The organism is Streptomyces sp. NPDC001270 (assembly GCF_042896695.1).
Lineage (GTDB): Bacteria > Actinomycetota > Actinomycetes > Streptomycetales > Streptomycetaceae > Streptomyces.
The window spans coordinates 117,973-134,791 of sequence record NZ_JBIAXM010000010.1; the positions used below are offsets into that span (position 1 = coordinate 117,973).

A 16,819-nucleotide genomic window follows, 5' to 3' on the forward strand; every position below is an offset into this window, starting at 1 on the left:
CTCAGGCCACCCCCCGCGCGTGCTCGACCACGGGGGCTCCGCGGTCCGGCACGAGGACTCCGACCAGATCGATGCGGGCGCCGCCGGGCGGTGCGCCGCCGTGGGTCTGGATCCAGCGCTCGGCGAGGTCCCGCAGCCGGTGCGCCTTCTGCGGGGTCACCGCGGCCATCGGATGCTCGTAGCACCCGCCACGGCGCGTCTTCACCTCGCAGAGGACGAGCGTGTCCCCGTCCCGGGCCACGATGTCGATCTCGCCGGAACGGCCGCAGCGCCAGTTGCGCTCCAGAACCGTCATCCCGGACTCGGTCAGGCGCCGAGCGGCCAGGTCCTCGCCGTACCTGCCGAGTGCGTTGCGTGCCTGCTGTGCGTTCATGTGGGCACCTCCTCCGCGCCCACCGTCGCGTACCCGGCCGGAGAAAGTGGATCTTGGTGGGTTACCCGCTGGTTGTGGACAACCTCGTCACCCGCCCGTGCACCTCTCGTCGGCCCGGGGGATCCCCATCGGCCGGGAATCCTGTACGGCTCAAAGGACCCCCATCGCCATCAGCCGAGGAAGTCCCGAACAGCGCGGGAAATCCCGCACGGCCGGCCCGGGAAATCCCGTACCCGCCCGAGAAGTCCCCTCAGCCGTCCAGGGCCCCGTCAGCCGTCCCGGACGTCCGTTCAGCCGCCCGGCAGCTCCAGGTCGCTCTTGTTCAGCTCCTCGATGTTCACGTCCTTGAACGTCAGGACACGTACCTGCTTGACGAATCGGGCCGGCCGGTACATGTCCCAGACCCAGGCGTCCGCCATGGACACCTCGAAGAACACCTCGCCCTGTACCGAGTGCACCTGCATCTCGTAGTCGTTGGTGAGGTAGAAGCGCCGTTCGGTCTCGATCACGTATTTGAACAGACCGACGACATCGCGGTACTCCCGGTAGAGCTTCAGCTCCATCTCGGTCTCGTACTTTTCGAGGTCCTCGGCGCTCATGGCATGTTCCCCTTCAGCCGTGCGATCCCACCATTGTGCGCCAGTCCCGCGCGCCTCTAGACGATTTCCGTGTCAAGGGTCACGGGCTTGGCCGGGGGACCTTCGTCGAGCAGCGTCCGGAGCAGCTCGGCGAGTCTGGTCGGGTACACCGTCTCATGCGCCCGGGCGAGTTCCCGACACGTCCACCACCTCGCTCCGGCGACGCTGCGGCGCTCCAGTTCGGTCAGGGCCAGCGGCTCGGGTTGCGGCAGGGAGGTGTGGGCCGTACGGGCCAGGTAGTACCACTCGTCCTGGTTCCAGCGGCGGCCGGCGAACGGGAAGGAGCACCGGCGGCGCCACAGCACCGGGCCGAGTTCGACGTCGGTGATACCGGTCTCCTCGGCCAGTTCCCGCAGCGCCGCCTGCTCGCGGGTCTCGTCGCCCTCCAGGCCGCCGCCGGGCGTGAACCACCAGTCGTCGGCCGGGTCGTCCGGCTCGTGGCCGTGCAACAGCAGTATGCGGTCGCCGGGGTCCAGCAGCACCACTCGGGCGACGCGGCGCAGGCCGCCCGCGAAAGAATCCGCGCCCGGCTCCGGGGCTTCAGTGGACACCGGCGGGCTCCGGGCGCGTCCGGGAACGGCTCAGCAGCTTGGCGACCGGGCCGTAGGCAGCGCCGGCGAGGACGAGCACCGCCCCGGCCACGATCAGCACGACGATGGTGCGCAGCGGACCCGGCTGGGAGAGGGCGCCCAGCGCCTCGAAGCCGGTGGGGCGCTTCAGCATGCCGTTCATGGGCCAGACGACGGCGTCGACGCGGGCGGAGACGGCGCCGGCGACGACGGTGCCGCGGGCGGCGTCGGTGAGGTGGGCGGTGGAGTCCAGCGAGCCCTGCCGCTCGTCACCGAGGAGGAAGAGGCGGCCCGCGGGAACCTTGACGGTCGGGAAGCCCATGAGTTCGGCCGCGCTGCCCTTGGGGAGGTAGGGCTCGTCGATCTGTTCGCCGTTGACGGTCAGCTTGCCTTCGGTGCAGCAGGCGACGGTGTCCCCGCCGACCGCGACCACGCGCTTGACCACGTCGGAGCCGGTGACCCAGGTCTTGTCCTGGAAGACGACGACGTCACCCCGGCGGATCTCACCGCTGTCGATGCGCTCGGCGAGGACGCGGTCACCGGCGTCGATCGTCGGGGTCATGGAACTGGTGGGGACGGTGTACGGCCGGTAGACCACCGCGCCCCACGCGAATCCTCCGAGGAACAGCACCAGGCCCAGTGCCACGGCCACCCCGGACAGCCGCTGCCCGAGCGGGCTGCCGGCCTGTGCCGTGCCTGGGCCACCGCGGTGCGGGGCCGTACGTGTCGTGCTCTCGCCACCCATGGACCCGCACCCTACCGGGCGGTACCGAGCGGGCCCAGGCTCCCTCCCTCTCGGACGGGAGGGAGGCCGGCCCTTGCACGCTTCCGCGCGGACGCCTTTCCGGGCGGCGCGGCCCGGACGGACGGACTTCCCCGGGCCCACAGCCGGGACGAACGGACACCTTCAGGTCCACGGCCCGGACGAACGAATACCTCCAGGCCCACGGCCCGGACGAATGGACCTTCCCGGGCTCACGGCCCCGGGTCCCTCCCCGGTGCCCGGGATCACCCGGACCCCCTGTCCACCACGGCCCCGGGGTCCGCGGCAGACCCCGGGGTTCCGCTTCGCTCCGGTCTCCTCAGCGGGTCCGGCTCGCAGCGGCCCGTCGGCGGCGCCACACCACCACCGGCAGCACGCCCACGAGCGCGATGCTCTCGGGGCCCACCGGCAGCGGGGCGGCGGCGGAGGAGGACTGCTGGTCGAGACCCGGCTGGTCGAAGGTGTCCGGGACCGGCAGGGTGCCCCAGCGGTTGATCGGCCAGGCCCGGACGATGGCGCGGCCGACGACCTCGTCGACGGGGACCATGCCGTGGTTCTTGTCGGACTGGTTGTAGCGCGAGTCGCGGGAGTTCTGGCGGTGGTCGCCCATCACCCAGAGGTAGCCCTTGGGGACCGTCACCTTGAACTGGCCGCCCTGGTCGTCCACGCTGCACGGCGTGTTCCCGGGGTAGACGTAGGGCTCGTTCAGCGGCTTGCCGTTGACCAGCAGCGGGCCGGTGTTCTTGCACTCGACCGTGTCACCGCCGACCCCGATGACCCGCTTGATCAGGTCCTTCTCCTCCGCGGACGGCATCAGGCCGATCCAGCTGAGGACCTTCTGCACCGGGTTCGGATTCGGCGCCGGCTCCCCCGCGAGCCAGTTGTCCGGGTCGTGGAAGACGATGACCTCGCCGCGGTCGGGCTTGGAGCCGAACCACGGGGTGAGCTTGTCGACCAGGACGCGGTCACCCTGCTGGAGGGTGTTCTGCATCGAGTCCGACGGGATCGAGAACGCCTGCACCAGGAACGTCTTGATCAGCAGTGCCAGCACCAGCGCGATGACGACCAGGATCGGCAGCTCCTTCCAGAAGGAGCGCGGTTTCCTCGGCCCGGGAGCCGAGCCGCCCGGCCCCTCGTCCGGAGTGCCGACCGCCGGGGGCTGCCCCTCCGCGGGCCTTCCGCCCGGGGCCGATCCGGGTTCATTCCCGGAGGTCACGGCGTTCTCCGCCGTGGGTTCACTCGATTCCACGGGGCGCCCGCGGTGATCTTCGCCGTCGTATCCCGACCGTGCGCCAACCGCCACATCCCCCACGCCAACTCCTTACGCCGTGCCGCCGCCTGCTCCGGGTACGGTGCAGGCCCACCACTCCCATAACGAGCGGGAGTTCCGCAGGAGTCGGGAGCTGGATCATTCCGTCCGGATCGTCGGAGGCAACCCTATGCGACAGCAGGGGGGCCGCGGTCGACCCCGACGCCGAGTCGGAGACGCTTGCGAAGGTTTTAGGTTCGGTCAGACGGGACCAGTGGCCGATGGGCCAGCCGATGACCATGGCCCGGCCCACCACGGAGTTCACGGAGACCGTGCCCCCGTAGTCGGTGTTCTGGTGGGCTCGGGAGTCCGCGGAGTTGCCGCGGTGGTCGCCCATCACCCACAGCCGCCCCTGGGGGACGGTGACGTCGAACGGCGTACTGGAGGGGACGTTGCCCGGATACAGGTAGTCCGACTCGGACAGCGGAACGCCGTTGACGGTGATCCGGCCCTGCGTGTCGCAGCACTTGACATGGTCACCGCCGACCCCGATGACCCGCTTGATGAGGTCCTTCTCGTTGTCGGAGGGCAGCAGCCCGATGAAGGTGAGCCCTTCCTTGATCTGCTTGACGACGACGGGGGCGTTCTTCTTGCCGGCCTGCTCGTCGCCCAGCCAGCCGCCCGGGTCGTGGAAGACGACGACGTCCCCACGCTGCGGTTCGGAGCCGAACCACGGGGTGAGCTTGTCGACCAGGACTCGGTCGCCGATCCGGATCGTCTGTTCCATGGAGCCCGACGGGATCACGAATGCCTGGACGAGGAAGGTCTTCAGGACCAGCGCTATCAGCACGGCCACGCCGACCAGGAGCGGTATCTCCCGCACCGCGCTGCGCCTGCGCTTGCGCTTGACCTTGCGCTGGAGCTTGCGCCGCTCCGCGCGGGTCCGGCCGCCGGCCGGACCGGCCGCGCGCCGGCCCCCGGCGGGCAGCGGGCCGTCGGCCGCGTTGCCGGGCACACCGCGGGGTTTGCCGCGGTTACCCATGCGGCTGCTCCGCGGCGGGCACGCGCGCGTAGGCGGCCGGCCGGTCGAGGCGGGTCCAGTGGGCGGCGGGCCAGACGATCCAGTCGGCGCGCCCGATCACGTCGGCGACGGGGATCATGCCGCCGCCCGGGGAGCCCAGGTGGTCGCGGGAGTCGCTGGAGTCGCCGCGGTGGTCGCCGAGGACGAACAGCCTGCCCTGGGGTACGACGACGTCGAAGGGCACGGTGGACGGGCTGTCCCCGGGATAGAGGAACGCCGTCTCGTCGACCGCTCGGCCGTTCACCTCGATCCTGCCCTCCTCGTCGCAGCAGACCACGTGGTCCCCGCCTACACCCACAACGCGCTTGATGTAGTCCGCGTCCCCGAAATACCCGGTTCCGTCGAATACGACCACGTCACCACGGCGCGGACCGGCACCGAAACGGTACGCCACCTTGTTGACGAGGACGCGGTCGCCGATCCTCAGCCCGTTCTCCATGGATCCGCTCGGGATCTGGAACGGCTGTGCCACGTACGTGTTGAGGAGCAGCAGGAACAGCAGGCAGACGAAGAGGGTGAGGGTGATGCGTCCGCCCGGCAGCCAGTCGGCGAGACGCGACACGAACGCGAAACGCGACCGTCCCTCCGTGCCCGGTGCGCCGGGGCTTGAGGAGGAACGGTCGCGTCTCGTCGGCTGTGCTTCGGTGTCCATCGCGGGCTGATGTTATCCGGCCCGGCTGGGAACTCCCGGGAGCGCTCAGCTCTCGCGCTTCTCCTTGATCTTCGCGGCCTTGCCGCGCAGGTCGCGCAGGTAGTAGAGCTTGGCGCGGCGCACGTCACCCTTGGTGACCAGCTCGATCTTCTCGACGATCGGGGTGTGCACCGGGAAGGTCCGCTCGACACCGACGGAGAAGGAGACCTTGCGGACCGTGAAGGTCTCGCGGACACCGGAGCCCTGGCGGCGGATCACCACGCCCTTGAACTGCTGCACACGGGAGCGGTTGCCCTCGATGACGCGGACGTGGACGTTGACGGTGTCACCCGGACGGAAGGCCGGGATGTCGCTGCGCAGCGCAGCGGAGTCGACGGAGTCGAGCAGGTGGGACATGTCGTCTGCTTTCTTCGCTGATGCCACAGGTCATCAACGGGAACTAGATGTTCGTCAAAGGAGTGCCGTGCGGATCGGGGCGGGCGTCGTGTCCCCCTGTGGCAGGGGCGCACGCCGGACGGACGCACAACAGCGAGCTATTGTTCCATGCCCTCTGGCCTGCGCCAAAATCGGCCGTACGGTCCCCCGTCCGGGTCCGGGGACCAGCCGAGGATGGAGAGCATCTCGCGGTCCTTCTTGTCGAAGACCCGGGGTTCGCAACGCTCGATCAGGTCGGGCCGGTTGGCGGTCGTACGCTTCAGCGCCTCGTCCCGGCGCCAGCGGGCGATCTTCCCGTGATGGCCGCTGAGCAGCACGTCCGGGATGTCCCGGCCGCGCCACAGGGGCGGCTTGGTGTAGACGGGGCCCTCCAGGAGGCTCGCCATCGCACCGGGTGCGAAGGAGTCGTCCCGGTGCGACTCGGCGTTGCCCAGGACGCCGGGCAGCAGCCGTGCCACGGCCTCGGTGACGACCAGGACGGCCGCCTCGCCGCCGGCGAGCACGTAGTCGCCGATGGACACCTCGTAGACCGGTATCCGGGTCGCGTACTCGTCCATGACGCGCCGGTCGATGCCTTCGTACCGGGCCGGCGTGAAGATCAGCCAGGGGCGTTCGGACAGTTCGACGGCCAGTTCCTGGGTGAAGGGGCGGCCGCTCGGGGTGGGCACGATCAGCGCGGGCGTCCCGGAGCCGGTCTCGTAGCCGTCGGCCAGTACGGAGTCGAGGGCGTCGCCCCACGGTTCGGTCATCATGACCATGCCGGGCCCGCCGCCGTAGGGCGTGTCGTCGACCGTGTTGTGCCGGTCGTACGTCCAGGTCCGCAGGTCGTGCACGTGCACGTCGAGCTGTCCACGCGCGCGTGCCTTGCCGACGAGGGAGACGTTCAGCGGCTCCAGGTACTCGGGGAAGATGGTGACGACGTCGAGCCTCATGCGCCCTCGTCCCCGGCCCCGGCGCCGGGTCCGCCGGCGGCGTCGTCGCGGGCCGCGAGGTCCATGAGGCCCGGCGGGGGCGCCACGACCGCCTTCTGCTCCGCCAGGTCGATCTCGGTGACGATCTCCTCGACGAAGGGGATCAGCACCTCGCTGCCGTCGGGCCGCTCGACGATGAACAGGTCCTGGGAGGGCAGGTGGGAGATCTCGGTGATGCGGCCGACCTCCGTGCCGTCCTCGGTGACCACGTCGAGGTCGATCAGCTGGTGGTCGTAGTACTCGTCCTCGCCCTCGGGCAGTTCCTCCGGGTCGATCTCGGCGATCAGGACGGTGCCCCGGAGGGCTTCCGCGCCGTTGCGGTCCTGGACGCCGGCGAAACGCAGGAGCAGGCGGCCGCTGTGGACGCGGCCGGTCTCGATGGTGAGCGGTCCCGCGGAGGCGGGGTCGGTGGCGAGCACGGCGCCGGGCGCGAGCCTGAGTTCCGGCTCGTCGGTGCGTACCTCGACGGTGACCTCGCCCTTGATGCCGTGGGCGCGGCCGATCCGTGCGACTACCAGCTGCACGTTTCCAGATCTCCTGTCATACGACTGCGGGCCGGGGACGGCCCAGTGGCCTTCCCCGGCCCGAGCCGGTTCTCGAAAGCGTCAGCGGACGTGGTCGACGTCGACGAGGTCGACGCGGACTCCGCGACCGCCGATGGCACCCACGACGGTGCGCAGGGCACGCGCGGTGCGGCCGTTGCGGCCGATCACCTTGCCGAGGTCGTCGGGATGGACCCGGACCTCAAGAACGCGCCCGCGGCGCAGGTTGCGCGAGGCGACCTGCACGTCGTCAGGGTTGTCGACGATGCCCTTCACGAGGTGCTCAAGCGCCTCTTCGAGCATGCTGCTCAGGCCTCGGTCGACTCGGAGGACTCGGCGCCGGCCTCGTCCTTCTTCTCGGCCTTCTTCCGCTGGGTGATCGCCTCACCCTTGCCCTCGTCCTCGCCGCCGAGAGCCTCGAAGGTCGGACGCGCGGCCTTCGGCTCGGCGACGAGCAGCGGCGCCGGAGCGGGCTCGCCCTTGAACTTCTGCCAGTCGCCCGTCTTCTTCAGGATGGCGAGCACGGGCTCGGTCGGCTGGGCGCCGACACCGAGCCAGTACGCCACGCGGTCGGCGTCCACCTCGATGACCGACGGGTTGTAGGTCGGGTGGTACTTGCCGATCTCCTCGATGGCCCGGCCGTCACGGCGGGTACGGGAGTCGGCGACGACGATGCGGTAGTGAGGCGAACGGATCTTGCCCAGACGCTTCAGCTTGATCTTGACTGCCACGGGAGTGGGTTCTCCTGGATTTGACGTGGTGGGGCACAACGAGATGCCGCGTGGGGTTGCGGACCCGAGTGGCCCGATGGACGCGTCAGCCGGAGGAGAGAGGGGTCCTGTACGGCTGTCGAGTACAGCTAGCCATTGTGCCACACGCAGCGGGTCGCTTCCGGCCGAGGGCCTGGGCCGGGGCCCGGGCATGCCGGACAGACACCCGGCGCGGAGACGACCGTACGTCGGGTGTGCTGCCCGGCACCGGCGAGTCGGCGCACGCGGCTGCCACGAGCAGCCGCGTGCCTAGTTCGCCGCCGCCCCCACGACCTCCGGGATCCGGAACGGCTTGCCGCAGCCGCCGCACATGATCGGCGCCTGGGCCAGCACGGACGGGACGACCCGAACATTGCGCCCGCAGTCGCAGACGGCCTTGACGCGGACACCGCCACCGGAGGAGCCGTGGCGGGCGGCCGGGCCGCGGAAGGTGCGGGAGGTGTCGGCGGAGGTGGCGGCCAGGTGGGCCTTCAGGGCGCGCTGGAGCCGCTCCGTCGTCGGGCGGTAGCGCCGCTTCGCCTCGGGGTTGAGCGTCACCAGCGAGAAGCCGCTGCTCGGGTGCGGCTCGTCGGGGTGGTCCAGGCCCAGCTCCTCGGCGATGGCGAGGAATCTCCGGTTGTGATAGCGGCCGGCCCGGGAGGTGTCGCGTACGCCGCGGGCGGCGGCGATGCCGTGGACTGCCTCGTGAAGCAGTCGCTCGAAGGAGAGCTCGTGTCCGCACGCGGACGACGACTCTCCGATCAGGGATTCTGGCGCGGCAAGGTCAGGCAGCTCGGGGTGGTACCGCTGAATGTCGGCCCACGCCTGTGCCAGCTCTGCGGCGAGTACAGGTGGTGTCTGTGTCGTGCTCACGTAATGAGAACGAGCCGGACCGCCGCTGTGTTCCGATTCCGGGGCATCCCAAAATAATTTTGCACGTACCCGTCAGTTGCCGCTGATGCGACCTGACGAGGGCGGGAGCGCTGATCTGCGGAGAAGCCGCACAGCTCCTACCAACCCGGTACGTAGTCCGACGTAGAACCCGGCACGCAGAACGGGTCCGCGCGCCGGGACGGCTGTGGGCGGCCGCTGCGCAAGAGACGTTTCGGTCGCTCTCGCCGTGACGGCGCCGCTTCAGTATGCGCGCGCGACGATCGCGACGTCACCCGGGGTGCCGTCTTCGCCCGGCACCGATCCGTCCGCCGCGACCAGGCATCGTACGGTCACGGCGTGCTCGGCCAGTTCGGCCTCGCCCTCCTCGCCGAGGCCGGCCCACGGGATGCGCGCCCAGCCGCCGGCGGTGACGGCCTCGACGGCCTCCGCGACGGTGGCCACGTCGACCGTGCGGGACTCGCGGCGTTCCCGGGACTGCCCGAGCAGCAGCGCCTGGTCCGCTTCGAGGATCCCCGGGAGCAGGGCGGGCAGCGCGTCCAGGGCGACCGGTTCCTTGCCGCCGGGGATGCGGCGGGCCAGCATCGCGGTGCCGGCCTCCAGATCGCGCGGGCCGACCTCGATGCGGACGGGCACGCCCTTCAGCTCCCAGTCGACGGCGCGCCGGCCGAACGGGGTGTCCGTGCGGTCGTCCACCCGTACCCGGATCCCCGCCGCGGTCAGCCGGTCGCCGATCTCGCGGACCTTGGCCAGGACCGCCTCATCGTCCTTGACGGCGAGCACCACGGCCTGGATCTGCGCCAGCCGGGGCGGGACGCGCAGGCCGTCGTCGTCCCCGTGCATCATCACCAGGGCGCCGATCATGCGGGTGGTGGAGCCCCACGAGGTCTGCCAGACGTATTCCTGCCGACCGTCCTTCGACAGGTACTGGGTATGGAAAGCCTTGGCGAAGTTTTGGCCGAGTTCATGGCTGGTGGCGAGCTGGAGGGCCTTCCCGTCGCCCATCATGCCCTCCAGGGTGAGGGTGTTGACGGCACCGGCGAACCGCTCACGGGCGGTCTTGCGGCCCGCGAGGACGTCCATGGCGAGGACGTTCTCCATGAAGTCGGCGTACACCTCGCGGTGGATGCGCGCGGCGTAGTCGCGGGCGTCCTCATAGGTGGCGTGCGCGGTGTGGCCCTCCTGCCACAGGAACTCCGTCGTGCGCAGGAACACGCGCGGGCGCAGCTCCCAACGCACCACGTTCGCCCACTGGTTGATCAGCAGCGGCAGGTCCCGGTAGCTCTGCACCCACTTGGCGAAGTAGTCGTTGACGATCGTCTCGGAGGTGGGCCGGACGACGACGGGTTCCTCCAATTCCTTGCCGCCGGCGTGCGTGACGACGGCCAGCTCCGGCGCGAAACCCTCGACGTGCTCGGCCTCCCGGGTCAGGTACGACTGCGGGATGAACAGCGGGAAGTAGGCGTTGGCGGCGCCGGCCCCCTTGATCCGGGTGTCCATCTCGGCCTGCATCCGCTCCCACAGCCCGTACCCGTACGGTCGGATCACCATGGTGCCGCGCACCGGGCCGTTGTCGGCCAGCTCCGCCTTGTTGATCAGATCCTGGTACCAGCGGGGGAAGTCGACCGCCCGGGGGGTGAGAACGGGTGCCTTTGCCATGGCGCGATGGTACGGGTCCACGTTGCCGGGATGTGAATTCTCGCCACGGCCGCCACGCAGCGGCAATCCGCGTTCCAGGACCCCTGGACGCCGTCGCGAGCCGGGAGTTACCTGGCATGGGTGGAGAGTGCGAGCGCACGGCACGGGGGCCACGCAACCGGTCGCAGCGGCGGCCTTCGGCGGATTGGGGCGCTGATCCATGACACCTACGCTCGTGCGGCAGCACCCGGCCCCCGCGGGCACCGCCCCCGGTGTGGACCGGTGGGCACGCGCGCGTGACTGGTCCGAGATCCAGGAACGGATGCTGGTCCCGCTCCACGAGTCCGTCTACGAACGGCTTGAAGTGGGCCCGGCCACCCGGCTGCTCGGCCTGCGCTGCGGTTCCGGACTCGCCCTGCTGACGGCGGCGGCCAGAGGGGCCGCGGTGACCGGCGTCGACCGCGGCCGGCCCGAACTGCTCGCCCTCGCGCGGCAGCGCCTGCTGCCGGACGCGCGGGACGCACGCGCGCGTGCGCGCGCCCGGATCGTCGACGGCTCGCCCGGGGACGCGGCCGACGCGGAGACGCCCGCGTACACCCTGGTGACCGTCTTCGAACCGGCCGGAGGCCGCGCGGACGACGCGGCGGGGCCCGGTGGACCACTCGCCGCCGCGCTGCCGCTCGCCGTGCGCGGCGCGGCCGTGGTGCTGGCCGGCTGGGGTCCGCCGGAGCGCTGTGCCACCTCGGACGTGCTGCGGGTGGCCGCCGGACCGGCCGATCCGTGCCGCCCGGCCGGCCGCGACGACCTGGAGGAGGTGGTCCGGCGGGCCGGGCTGCGGCCGGACGGTTCCGGGCGGGTGGCCTGCCCGTTCGGGTACGCGGACGTCGACAGCGCGGTGCGCGGTCTGCTGTCGACGGGATGGTTCGACGCGGCGCTCACGGCCACCGACCCGGCACAGGTGGACAAGGAACTGCGGGAAGCGCTGCATCCCCACCGGCAGCAGGACGGGACGGTGTGGATGCCGAACGTGTTCCGTTATCTGATCGCCCGTGTTCCCTAGGTGGGTTGCCCTGGGGGCGGGCAGCGCGAGGGCCGCGCGCTCAGGGTGCGGGCGGCACGTACGGGAACGACGCCGGGACTCGGGCGTGACCGACTCCTTGCCGATGCCGAGCGTCAGCAGGGGTGTCGGCGGGGGGCGGCGGCGAGGGAGAACAACACGTCCGGTGCGTTGTCGGTGAGCGTGGGCCGTATCCACCGGGCGGAGCCGTACGACGCGGGCGTGCCGATCTCGTGGGGCAGGGCGGCGGGCAGGATCCGTTCCACGAACGACTCGGCGTACGCCTCCGGGTCCTCGGCGGTGCCGCAGGCACGCACCACGCGCTCCTCTCGGGGCAGATCCCCGCGCGCGGCCCGAACGGGGCGGGTCGGCTCAGGGTTCGTCCTTCGTCAGACGGGTGATGCCGGCGATCCGGTACGCGTCCTCGTGGTACGCGGTGCGCCGGCGTTCCTCCTCGGGCATCACCAGGGCGCGTTCGGCGCCCAGCTGGACCTTCTCCAACGCCTCCGAGAGGTCGCTCCGCGTCACCTCCCGCTGTGCGTGCTTGACCGCGAGCAGGGCCGCCTCGTTGGCGAGGTTGGCCAGCTCGGCGCCGGTCATGCCCGGGGTGGTACGGGCCACCTGGGCGAGGTTCACGTCCTCGGCTAGCGGGATGCCGCGGGTGTGGATCCGCAGGATGGCCTCGCGTCCGCCGCGGTCGGGGGCCGGTGCGGGAGCGCCCTCGGTGCGCCAGGGCTGGTCGGGGGAGTCACGCGGCGGCGCCGGGTTGGCCATATCGGGACGTTACGCCACGTATCAGAGCACGGCACCCGCAGCAAGTCATGGGCGTACCCGTGAGGCCCGGCGGGCACGGTCGGTGGCACCCTCGGGAACGTCGAAGGGCGTCCCCTCGTGGAAGGGAACGCCCTCGGGTCGCGCGCGGCCGGGGCCGGGCTCAGCCCATGAACTTCTTGAACTCGTCCGGCAGCTCGAAGTCCTGCCCGCCCTGCTGCGGCAGGCCCACCGCTCCCCCGCCCTGCGCGGCGGCCTCGCGCCGCTGGGCCTCCTCCAATTCTTGCTGCTTGCGCTTCATCGGGTTGCCCGAGCGCTGCTTGCCCTTGGCCTTCTTCGGCTGCTTCCGCTGCCGGCCGGGACCGCCGCCCATGCCCGGGATGCCCGGCATGCCGGGCATCCCGCCGCCCTGGGCCATCCTGGACATCATCTTGCGCGCCTCGAAGAACCGCTCGACGAGGTTCTTCACCGCGCTGACCTCGACACCCGAGCCCCTGGCGATACGGGCGCGGCGCGAGCCGTTGATGATCGTCGGGTCCTGGCGCTCGCCGGGGGTCATCGACTTGATGATCGCGGCGGTGCGGTCGACGTCGCGCTCGTCGAGGTTGTTGATCTGGTCCTTGATCTGGCCCATGCCGGGCAGCATGCCGAGCAGCTTCGAGATGCTGCCCATCTTCCTGACCTGCTCCATCTGGGACAGGAAGTCGTCGAGGGTGAAGTCCTGCCCCTTCTTCGACGCCAGCTTGGAGGCCATCTTCTCGGCCTCTTCCTGGCTGAACGTCTTCTCCGCCTGCTCGATCAGGGTGAGCAGGTCGCCCATGTCGAGGATGCGGGAGGCCATCCGGTCCGGATGGAAGGCGTCGAAGTCGTCGAGCTTCTCGCCGTTCGACGCGAACATGATCGGCTTGCCGGTGATCTGGCGGATCGACAGGGCGGCGCCGCCGCGGGCGTCGCCGTCGAGCTTGGAGAGCACCACGCCGTCGAAGCCGACGCCGTCGCGGAACGCCTCCGCCGTGTTGACCGCGTCCTGACCGATCATCGCGTCGACGACGAACAGGATCTCGTCCGGGGAGACCGCGTCACGGATGTCCGCGGCCTGCTGCATCATCTCCTGGTCGATGCCGAGGCGGCCGGCGGTGTCGACGATGACGATGTCGTGGACCTTGGACTTCGCGAAGTCGATGGAGTCCTCGGCGACCTTCACCGGGTCGCCGACGCCGTTGCCCGGCTCCGGTGCGAAGACCGCCACGCCCGCGCGCTCGGCGACGACGCTCAACTGGTTCACGGCGTTCGGGCGCTGCAGGTCGGCGGCGACGAGCAGCGGGGAGTGGCCCTGCTCCTTGAGCCAGCGGCCGAGCTTGCCCGCGAGGGTGGTCTTGCCCGCACCCTGGAGACCCGCCAGCATGATCACCGTGGGCGGCTGCTTGGCGAAGCGCAGGCGCCTGGTCTCGCCGCCGAGGATGGTGACCAGTTCGTCGTTGACGATCTTCAGGACCTGCTGGGCCGGGTTCAGTGCCTTGGAGACCTCGGCGCCGAGGGCCCGCTCCTTGATGTTCTTGATGAACGTGCGGACGACAGGAAGGGCGACGTCCGCTTCGAGCAGCGCGATGCGGATCTCGCGCGCCGTGGCGTCGATGTCCGCTTCGCTCAGCCGGCCTTTTCCACGGAGGTTTTTGAAAGTGGCGCTGAGGCGGTCGGAGAGAGTATCGAACACGGCGGCGTCGGTCCTCGGAGTTGGGGGCAGTACAGAGCGTCTTCCAGGGTATCCGGCCGCGCAAGCAGATCGTCCCCGGCCGCCGCGTTCAGCGGGGCGGGGCGGGACGCGCGCGGCGGGGCCATGACACGGCCGGGCGGGCGGGCCGGACGGGCCGCCCGGCCCGCCCCGCGTCGGCGGTGACCACGTCAGGTACGCGTACGACACGCCCGCCGGGTCATGCCCGCAGCGTCTCCTCCAGCGCTTGGGCCGTCGCCGCCGCGTCGCCGGCCGGCAAGGGCGTCCCCGTCCCCGTCGTCACATAGAAGGCGTCCACCGCGTTGGCACCCAGCGTGCTGACGTGCGCGCTCCGCACCCGGACGCCCGCGTCCTCCAGCGCCCGGCCGATCCGGAACAGCAGCCCCGGCGCGTCCTGGGCGCGGACCTCGATCACCGTGGCGTGCCGGGAGGCGGCCGGAGCGACCGTGACCCGCGGCGGCGGGGCCGGCCAGCCGCGGCGGCGCGGATAGGCCGCGTCGCGCTCGGCGAGCCGGCCCGCGATGTCCAGGCTGCCGTCCAGCGCCCGTACCAGGTCGGCGCGGAGCCGCACGGCCTGCGGCAGCGAGCCGTACTCCGCCGCGACCCGCCAGTCCAACAGCAGCAGCGACCCGTCGTCGACGTCGTCCGGCAGCCGCAGGGTCCGCAGTTCCGCGGTGCGCACGGTGAGCCGGTGCACGGCGAGGACCCCGGCCACCGCGGGCAGCACCCCCGGCTGGTCGGGTACGGCGATGAGGAGTTCGACGCCCAGCGGCTCGGGATCACCCGAGGGCTCCTCGTCCGTCGCCGGCCGCTGCGGCTGTGCGCGCAGCGCCAGCACCGGTCCGCCGGTACGGAACGCCTCGATGGCGAGGCGCTCCTGCTCGGCGGTGGGGATGCCGGGCTCGGGCTCGCCGGGCGTGTCCCCGGCGAGGACGGCCGCGACCCGCTTCACCAGGTCGGCGACCAGGGCGCCGCGCCAGGACGACCAGGCGGCCGGGCCGGTGGCCAGCGCGTCCGCCTCGGTCAGCGCGTGCAGCAGTTCCAGCGTGCTCGGCGAGCCGACGACGTCGGCGACCGCGCGGACCGTGGCCGGATCGTCCAGGTCGCGCCGGGTGGCGGTCTCCACCAGCAGCAGATGGTGGCGTACGAGGGTGGCGAGCACGCCCACGTCACCGCGGTCGAAGCCGATGCGGACGGCCACGTCCTTGGCGATGATCTCGCCCGCCACGGAGTGGTCGCCCGGCCAGCCCTTGCCGATGTCGTGCAGCAGGGCGGCGACCAGCAGCAGGTCGGGCCGGCTGACCCGGCGGGTCAGCTCGGAGGCGCGGACCGCCGTCTCGATCAGATGCCGGTCGACGGTCCACACGTGGACGGCGTTGCGCTGCGGACGGCAGCGCACCCGCTCCCAGTCCGGCAGCAGCCGGGTGACGAGACCCTCCGCCTCCAGCGCCTCCCAGACGTCGACCGTCGGCCGGCCGGAGCCGAGCAGTGTGACCAGTTGCTCGCGGGCCTCGGCGGGCCAGGGCGTGGGCAGCGGGCCGGCGGTGGCCGCCAGGCGCCGTACGGCGTGCAGGGAGAGCGGGAGACCGGCCTGGGCCGCGGCGGCCGCGGCGCGCAGGGGAAGCACCGGGTCGCGTTCGGGGCGCGCGGTGCGGGCGAGCACCACCTCGCCGTCCTGTTCCACGACCCCCTCGGCCAGCGGCGAGCGCTCCGCGACCGGTTTGCCGCCCAGCGCCCTCCCGTCGCCCGCCACCGCCCTTCTGAGGAAGTCGCTTCGCTCCCTCGCCAGTCTGCGCAGTGTGGGACGTACGGCGCGCGACCGCAGTACGCGCCCCACCTCGCGCCAGGTGACGTCGCTGGCGTACGAGATGACGCGGGCCGCCTCGTAGACCTGCCGCAGCAGTGTGTCGGCGTCGAGCAGGCCCAGCTCGGCGGCCACCTGGTCCTGTTCCTGGAGGGCGAGGCGGTCGGTGGCGCGGCCGGTGGTCAGGTGCAGGGCGTCCCGGACGTCGAGCAGACGCCGGCGGGCGTCCGCGAGGCCCTCCCGGGGGGCGTCGGCCAGCCAGGACGCGGCGACCGCGCGCAGGGCGGTGGCGTCCCGCAGGCCGCCGCGGGCCTCCTTGAGGTCCGGTTCCAGGAGGTATTGCAGCTCGCCCTGGCGGGCCGCGCGTTCGGCGCACAGCTCCTGGAGTTCGGGGAGGCGTCCGGACGCCTGGTTGCGCCAGTCGGCGAGCACGGTCGTCCGCAGTGCGGCGGTGAGGCCGCGGTCGCCCGCGAGGTGGCGGGCGTCGAGCAGGCCGAGCTGGGCCTTGAGGTCGCCGTCCGCCGTCTTGCGGGCCTGCGCGGGCGTGCGCACGGAGTGGTCGAGGGCGAGGCCGAGGTCCCAGACCGGGTACCAGATGCGGTCGGCCAGGGCGGCGATCGCCTCGGTGTCGGGGCCGTCGTGCAGCAGCAGGAGGTCGAGGTCGCTGCGCGGGGACAGCTCGCCGCGGCCGTATCCGCCGACGGCGACCAGCGAGACGCCCGGGAGCCCCTCGGCCGCCGCGCCGAACAGCCCGGCCAGCCAGTCGTCGGTCAGCTCGGCGAGGGCCGCTCGGCGCGGCGGCCCGGACTGCTCCCCCTCGGTGAGGAGGCGCAGCCGGGCCGCCGCGTAGCCACTGGGTCCCGAGTCCTTCGCGTCGTAGTGCTCTTCCGTACCCGTCACCCAG

General features: G+C 71.7%; 18 protein-coding genes and 1 pseudogene. 1 reads left to right on the plus strand and 18 read right to left on the minus strand.

Translation table 11 applies throughout. The features are described 5' to 3' along the window. Position 1 precedes the first annotated feature (1 nt). From ACFY2B_RS18730 to proS, 14 genes are all read right to left on the minus strand, one after another. Complete coding sequence (locus ACFY2B_RS18730; RefSeq protein ID WP_376533282.1) at positions 2–373, minus strand: YraN family protein; 372 nt, start codon at positions 371–373, stop codon at positions 2–4. A gap of 290 nt (positions 374–663) precedes the next feature. Continuing rightward, positions 664–972: a DUF2469 domain-containing protein gene (locus tag ACFY2B_RS18735; RefSeq protein ID WP_003965949.1), complete on the minus strand. Its 309-nt coding sequence runs from the start codon at positions 970–972 to the stop codon at positions 664–666. Positions 973–1,028: 56 nt separating this feature from the next. Beyond that, the gene (locus tag ACFY2B_RS18740; RefSeq protein WP_390764212.1) at positions 1,029–1,562 is read right to left on the minus strand and encodes an NUDIX hydrolase; all 534 of its coding nucleotides are present in this window, start codon (positions 1,560–1,562) and stop codon (positions 1,029–1,031) included. Further along, positions 1,552–2,325, minus strand: coding sequence for a signal peptidase I (gene lepB / locus ACFY2B_RS18745; RefSeq protein WP_390764213.1), 774 nt, complete (start codon positions 2,323–2,325; stop codon positions 1,552–1,554). The genes ACFY2B_RS18740 and lepB (ACFY2B_RS18745) overlap by 11 nt, the downstream gene beginning before the upstream one ends. Before the next feature lie 337 nt (positions 2,326–2,662). After that, positions 2,663–3,655, minus strand: a complete 993-nt coding sequence (lepB, locus tag ACFY2B_RS18750; RefSeq protein ID WP_390764214.1) for a signal peptidase I — start codon at positions 3,653–3,655, stop codon at positions 2,663–2,665. Continuing rightward, positions 3,579–4,634, minus strand: coding sequence for a signal peptidase I (gene lepB / locus ACFY2B_RS18755; protein ID WP_390764215.1), 1,056 nt, complete (start codon positions 4,632–4,634; stop codon positions 3,579–3,581). The genes lepB (ACFY2B_RS18750) and lepB (ACFY2B_RS18755) overlap by 77 nt, the downstream gene beginning before the upstream one ends. Further along, positions 4,627–5,325, minus strand: a complete 699-nt coding sequence (gene lepB, locus ACFY2B_RS18760) for a signal peptidase I (protein WP_390764216.1) — start codon at positions 5,323–5,325, stop codon at positions 4,627–4,629. The genes lepB (ACFY2B_RS18755) and lepB (ACFY2B_RS18760) overlap by 8 nt, the downstream gene beginning before the upstream one ends. Positions 5,326–5,370: 45 nt before the next feature. After that, positions 5,371–5,721, minus strand: coding sequence for a 50S ribosomal protein L19 (gene rplS / locus ACFY2B_RS18765; RefSeq protein ID WP_390764217.1), 351 nt, complete (start codon positions 5,719–5,721; stop codon positions 5,371–5,373). Between the two features lie 137 nt (positions 5,722–5,858). After that, a complete protein-coding gene (gene trmD / locus ACFY2B_RS18770) occupies positions 5,859–6,692 on the minus strand; it encodes a tRNA (guanosine(37)-N1)-methyltransferase TrmD (protein WP_390764218.1) in 834 nt (277 codons plus the stop codon). Continuing rightward, complete coding sequence (rimM, locus tag ACFY2B_RS18775) at positions 6,689–7,255, minus strand: ribosome maturation factor RimM (protein ID WP_390764219.1); 567 nt, start codon at positions 7,253–7,255, stop codon at positions 6,689–6,691. The genes trmD and rimM overlap by 4 nt, the downstream gene beginning before the upstream one ends. An 81-nt stretch (positions 7,256–7,336) precedes the next feature. Next, positions 7,337–7,576, minus strand: a complete 240-nt coding sequence (locus ACFY2B_RS18780; protein WP_003973401.1) for an RNA-binding protein — start codon at positions 7,574–7,576, stop codon at positions 7,337–7,339. 5 nt (positions 7,577–7,581) lie between these two features. Continuing rightward, complete coding sequence (rpsP, locus tag ACFY2B_RS18785; protein ID WP_376533273.1) at positions 7,582–8,004, minus strand: 30S ribosomal protein S16; 423 nt, start codon at positions 8,002–8,004, stop codon at positions 7,582–7,584. 288 nt (positions 8,005–8,292) lie between these two features. After that, the gene (locus ACFY2B_RS18790) at positions 8,293–8,895 is read right to left on the minus strand and encodes a hypothetical protein (protein ID WP_390764220.1); all 603 of its coding nucleotides are present in this window, start codon (positions 8,893–8,895) and stop codon (positions 8,293–8,295) included. Positions 8,896–9,156: 261 nt separating this feature from the next. Beyond that, complete coding sequence (gene proS / locus ACFY2B_RS18795) at positions 9,157–10,572, minus strand: proline--tRNA ligase (protein WP_390764221.1); 1,416 nt, start codon at positions 10,570–10,572, stop codon at positions 9,157–9,159. Positions 10,573–10,771: 199 nt separating this feature from the next. Between proS and ACFY2B_RS18800 the strand changes: the two genes are divergently transcribed. After that, the gene (locus ACFY2B_RS18800; RefSeq protein WP_390764222.1) at positions 10,772–11,611 is read left to right on the plus strand and encodes an SAM-dependent methyltransferase; all 840 of its coding nucleotides are present in this window, start codon (positions 10,772–10,774) and stop codon (positions 11,609–11,611) included. A 113-nt stretch (positions 11,612–11,724) separates the two neighbouring features. Here ACFY2B_RS18800 and ACFY2B_RS18805 read toward each other — a convergent pair whose 3' ends face one another. The 4 genes and pseudogenes from ACFY2B_RS18805 to ACFY2B_RS18820 form a co-directional block, all read right to left on the minus strand. Then, positions 11,725–11,928: a hypothetical protein gene (locus tag ACFY2B_RS18805; protein WP_390764223.1), complete on the minus strand. Its 204-nt coding sequence runs from the start codon at positions 11,926–11,928 to the stop codon at positions 11,725–11,727. A 79-nt stretch (positions 11,929–12,007) separates the two neighbouring features. After that, a pseudogene (locus ACFY2B_RS18810) lies at positions 12,008–12,391 on the minus strand (cell division protein FtsH); the annotation flags it as partial. A 151-nt stretch (positions 12,392–12,542) separates the two neighbouring features. After that, complete coding sequence (gene ffh, locus ACFY2B_RS18815; RefSeq protein WP_390764224.1) at positions 12,543–14,093, minus strand: signal recognition particle protein; 1,551 nt, start codon at positions 14,091–14,093, stop codon at positions 12,543–12,545. Positions 14,094–14,310: 217 nt separating this feature from the next. After that, the gene (locus ACFY2B_RS18820; RefSeq protein WP_390764225.1) at positions 14,311–16,815 is read right to left on the minus strand and encodes a [protein-PII] uridylyltransferase; all 2,505 of its coding nucleotides are present in this window, start codon (positions 16,813–16,815) and stop codon (positions 14,311–14,313) included. Positions 16,816–16,819: the final 4 nt, after the last annotated feature.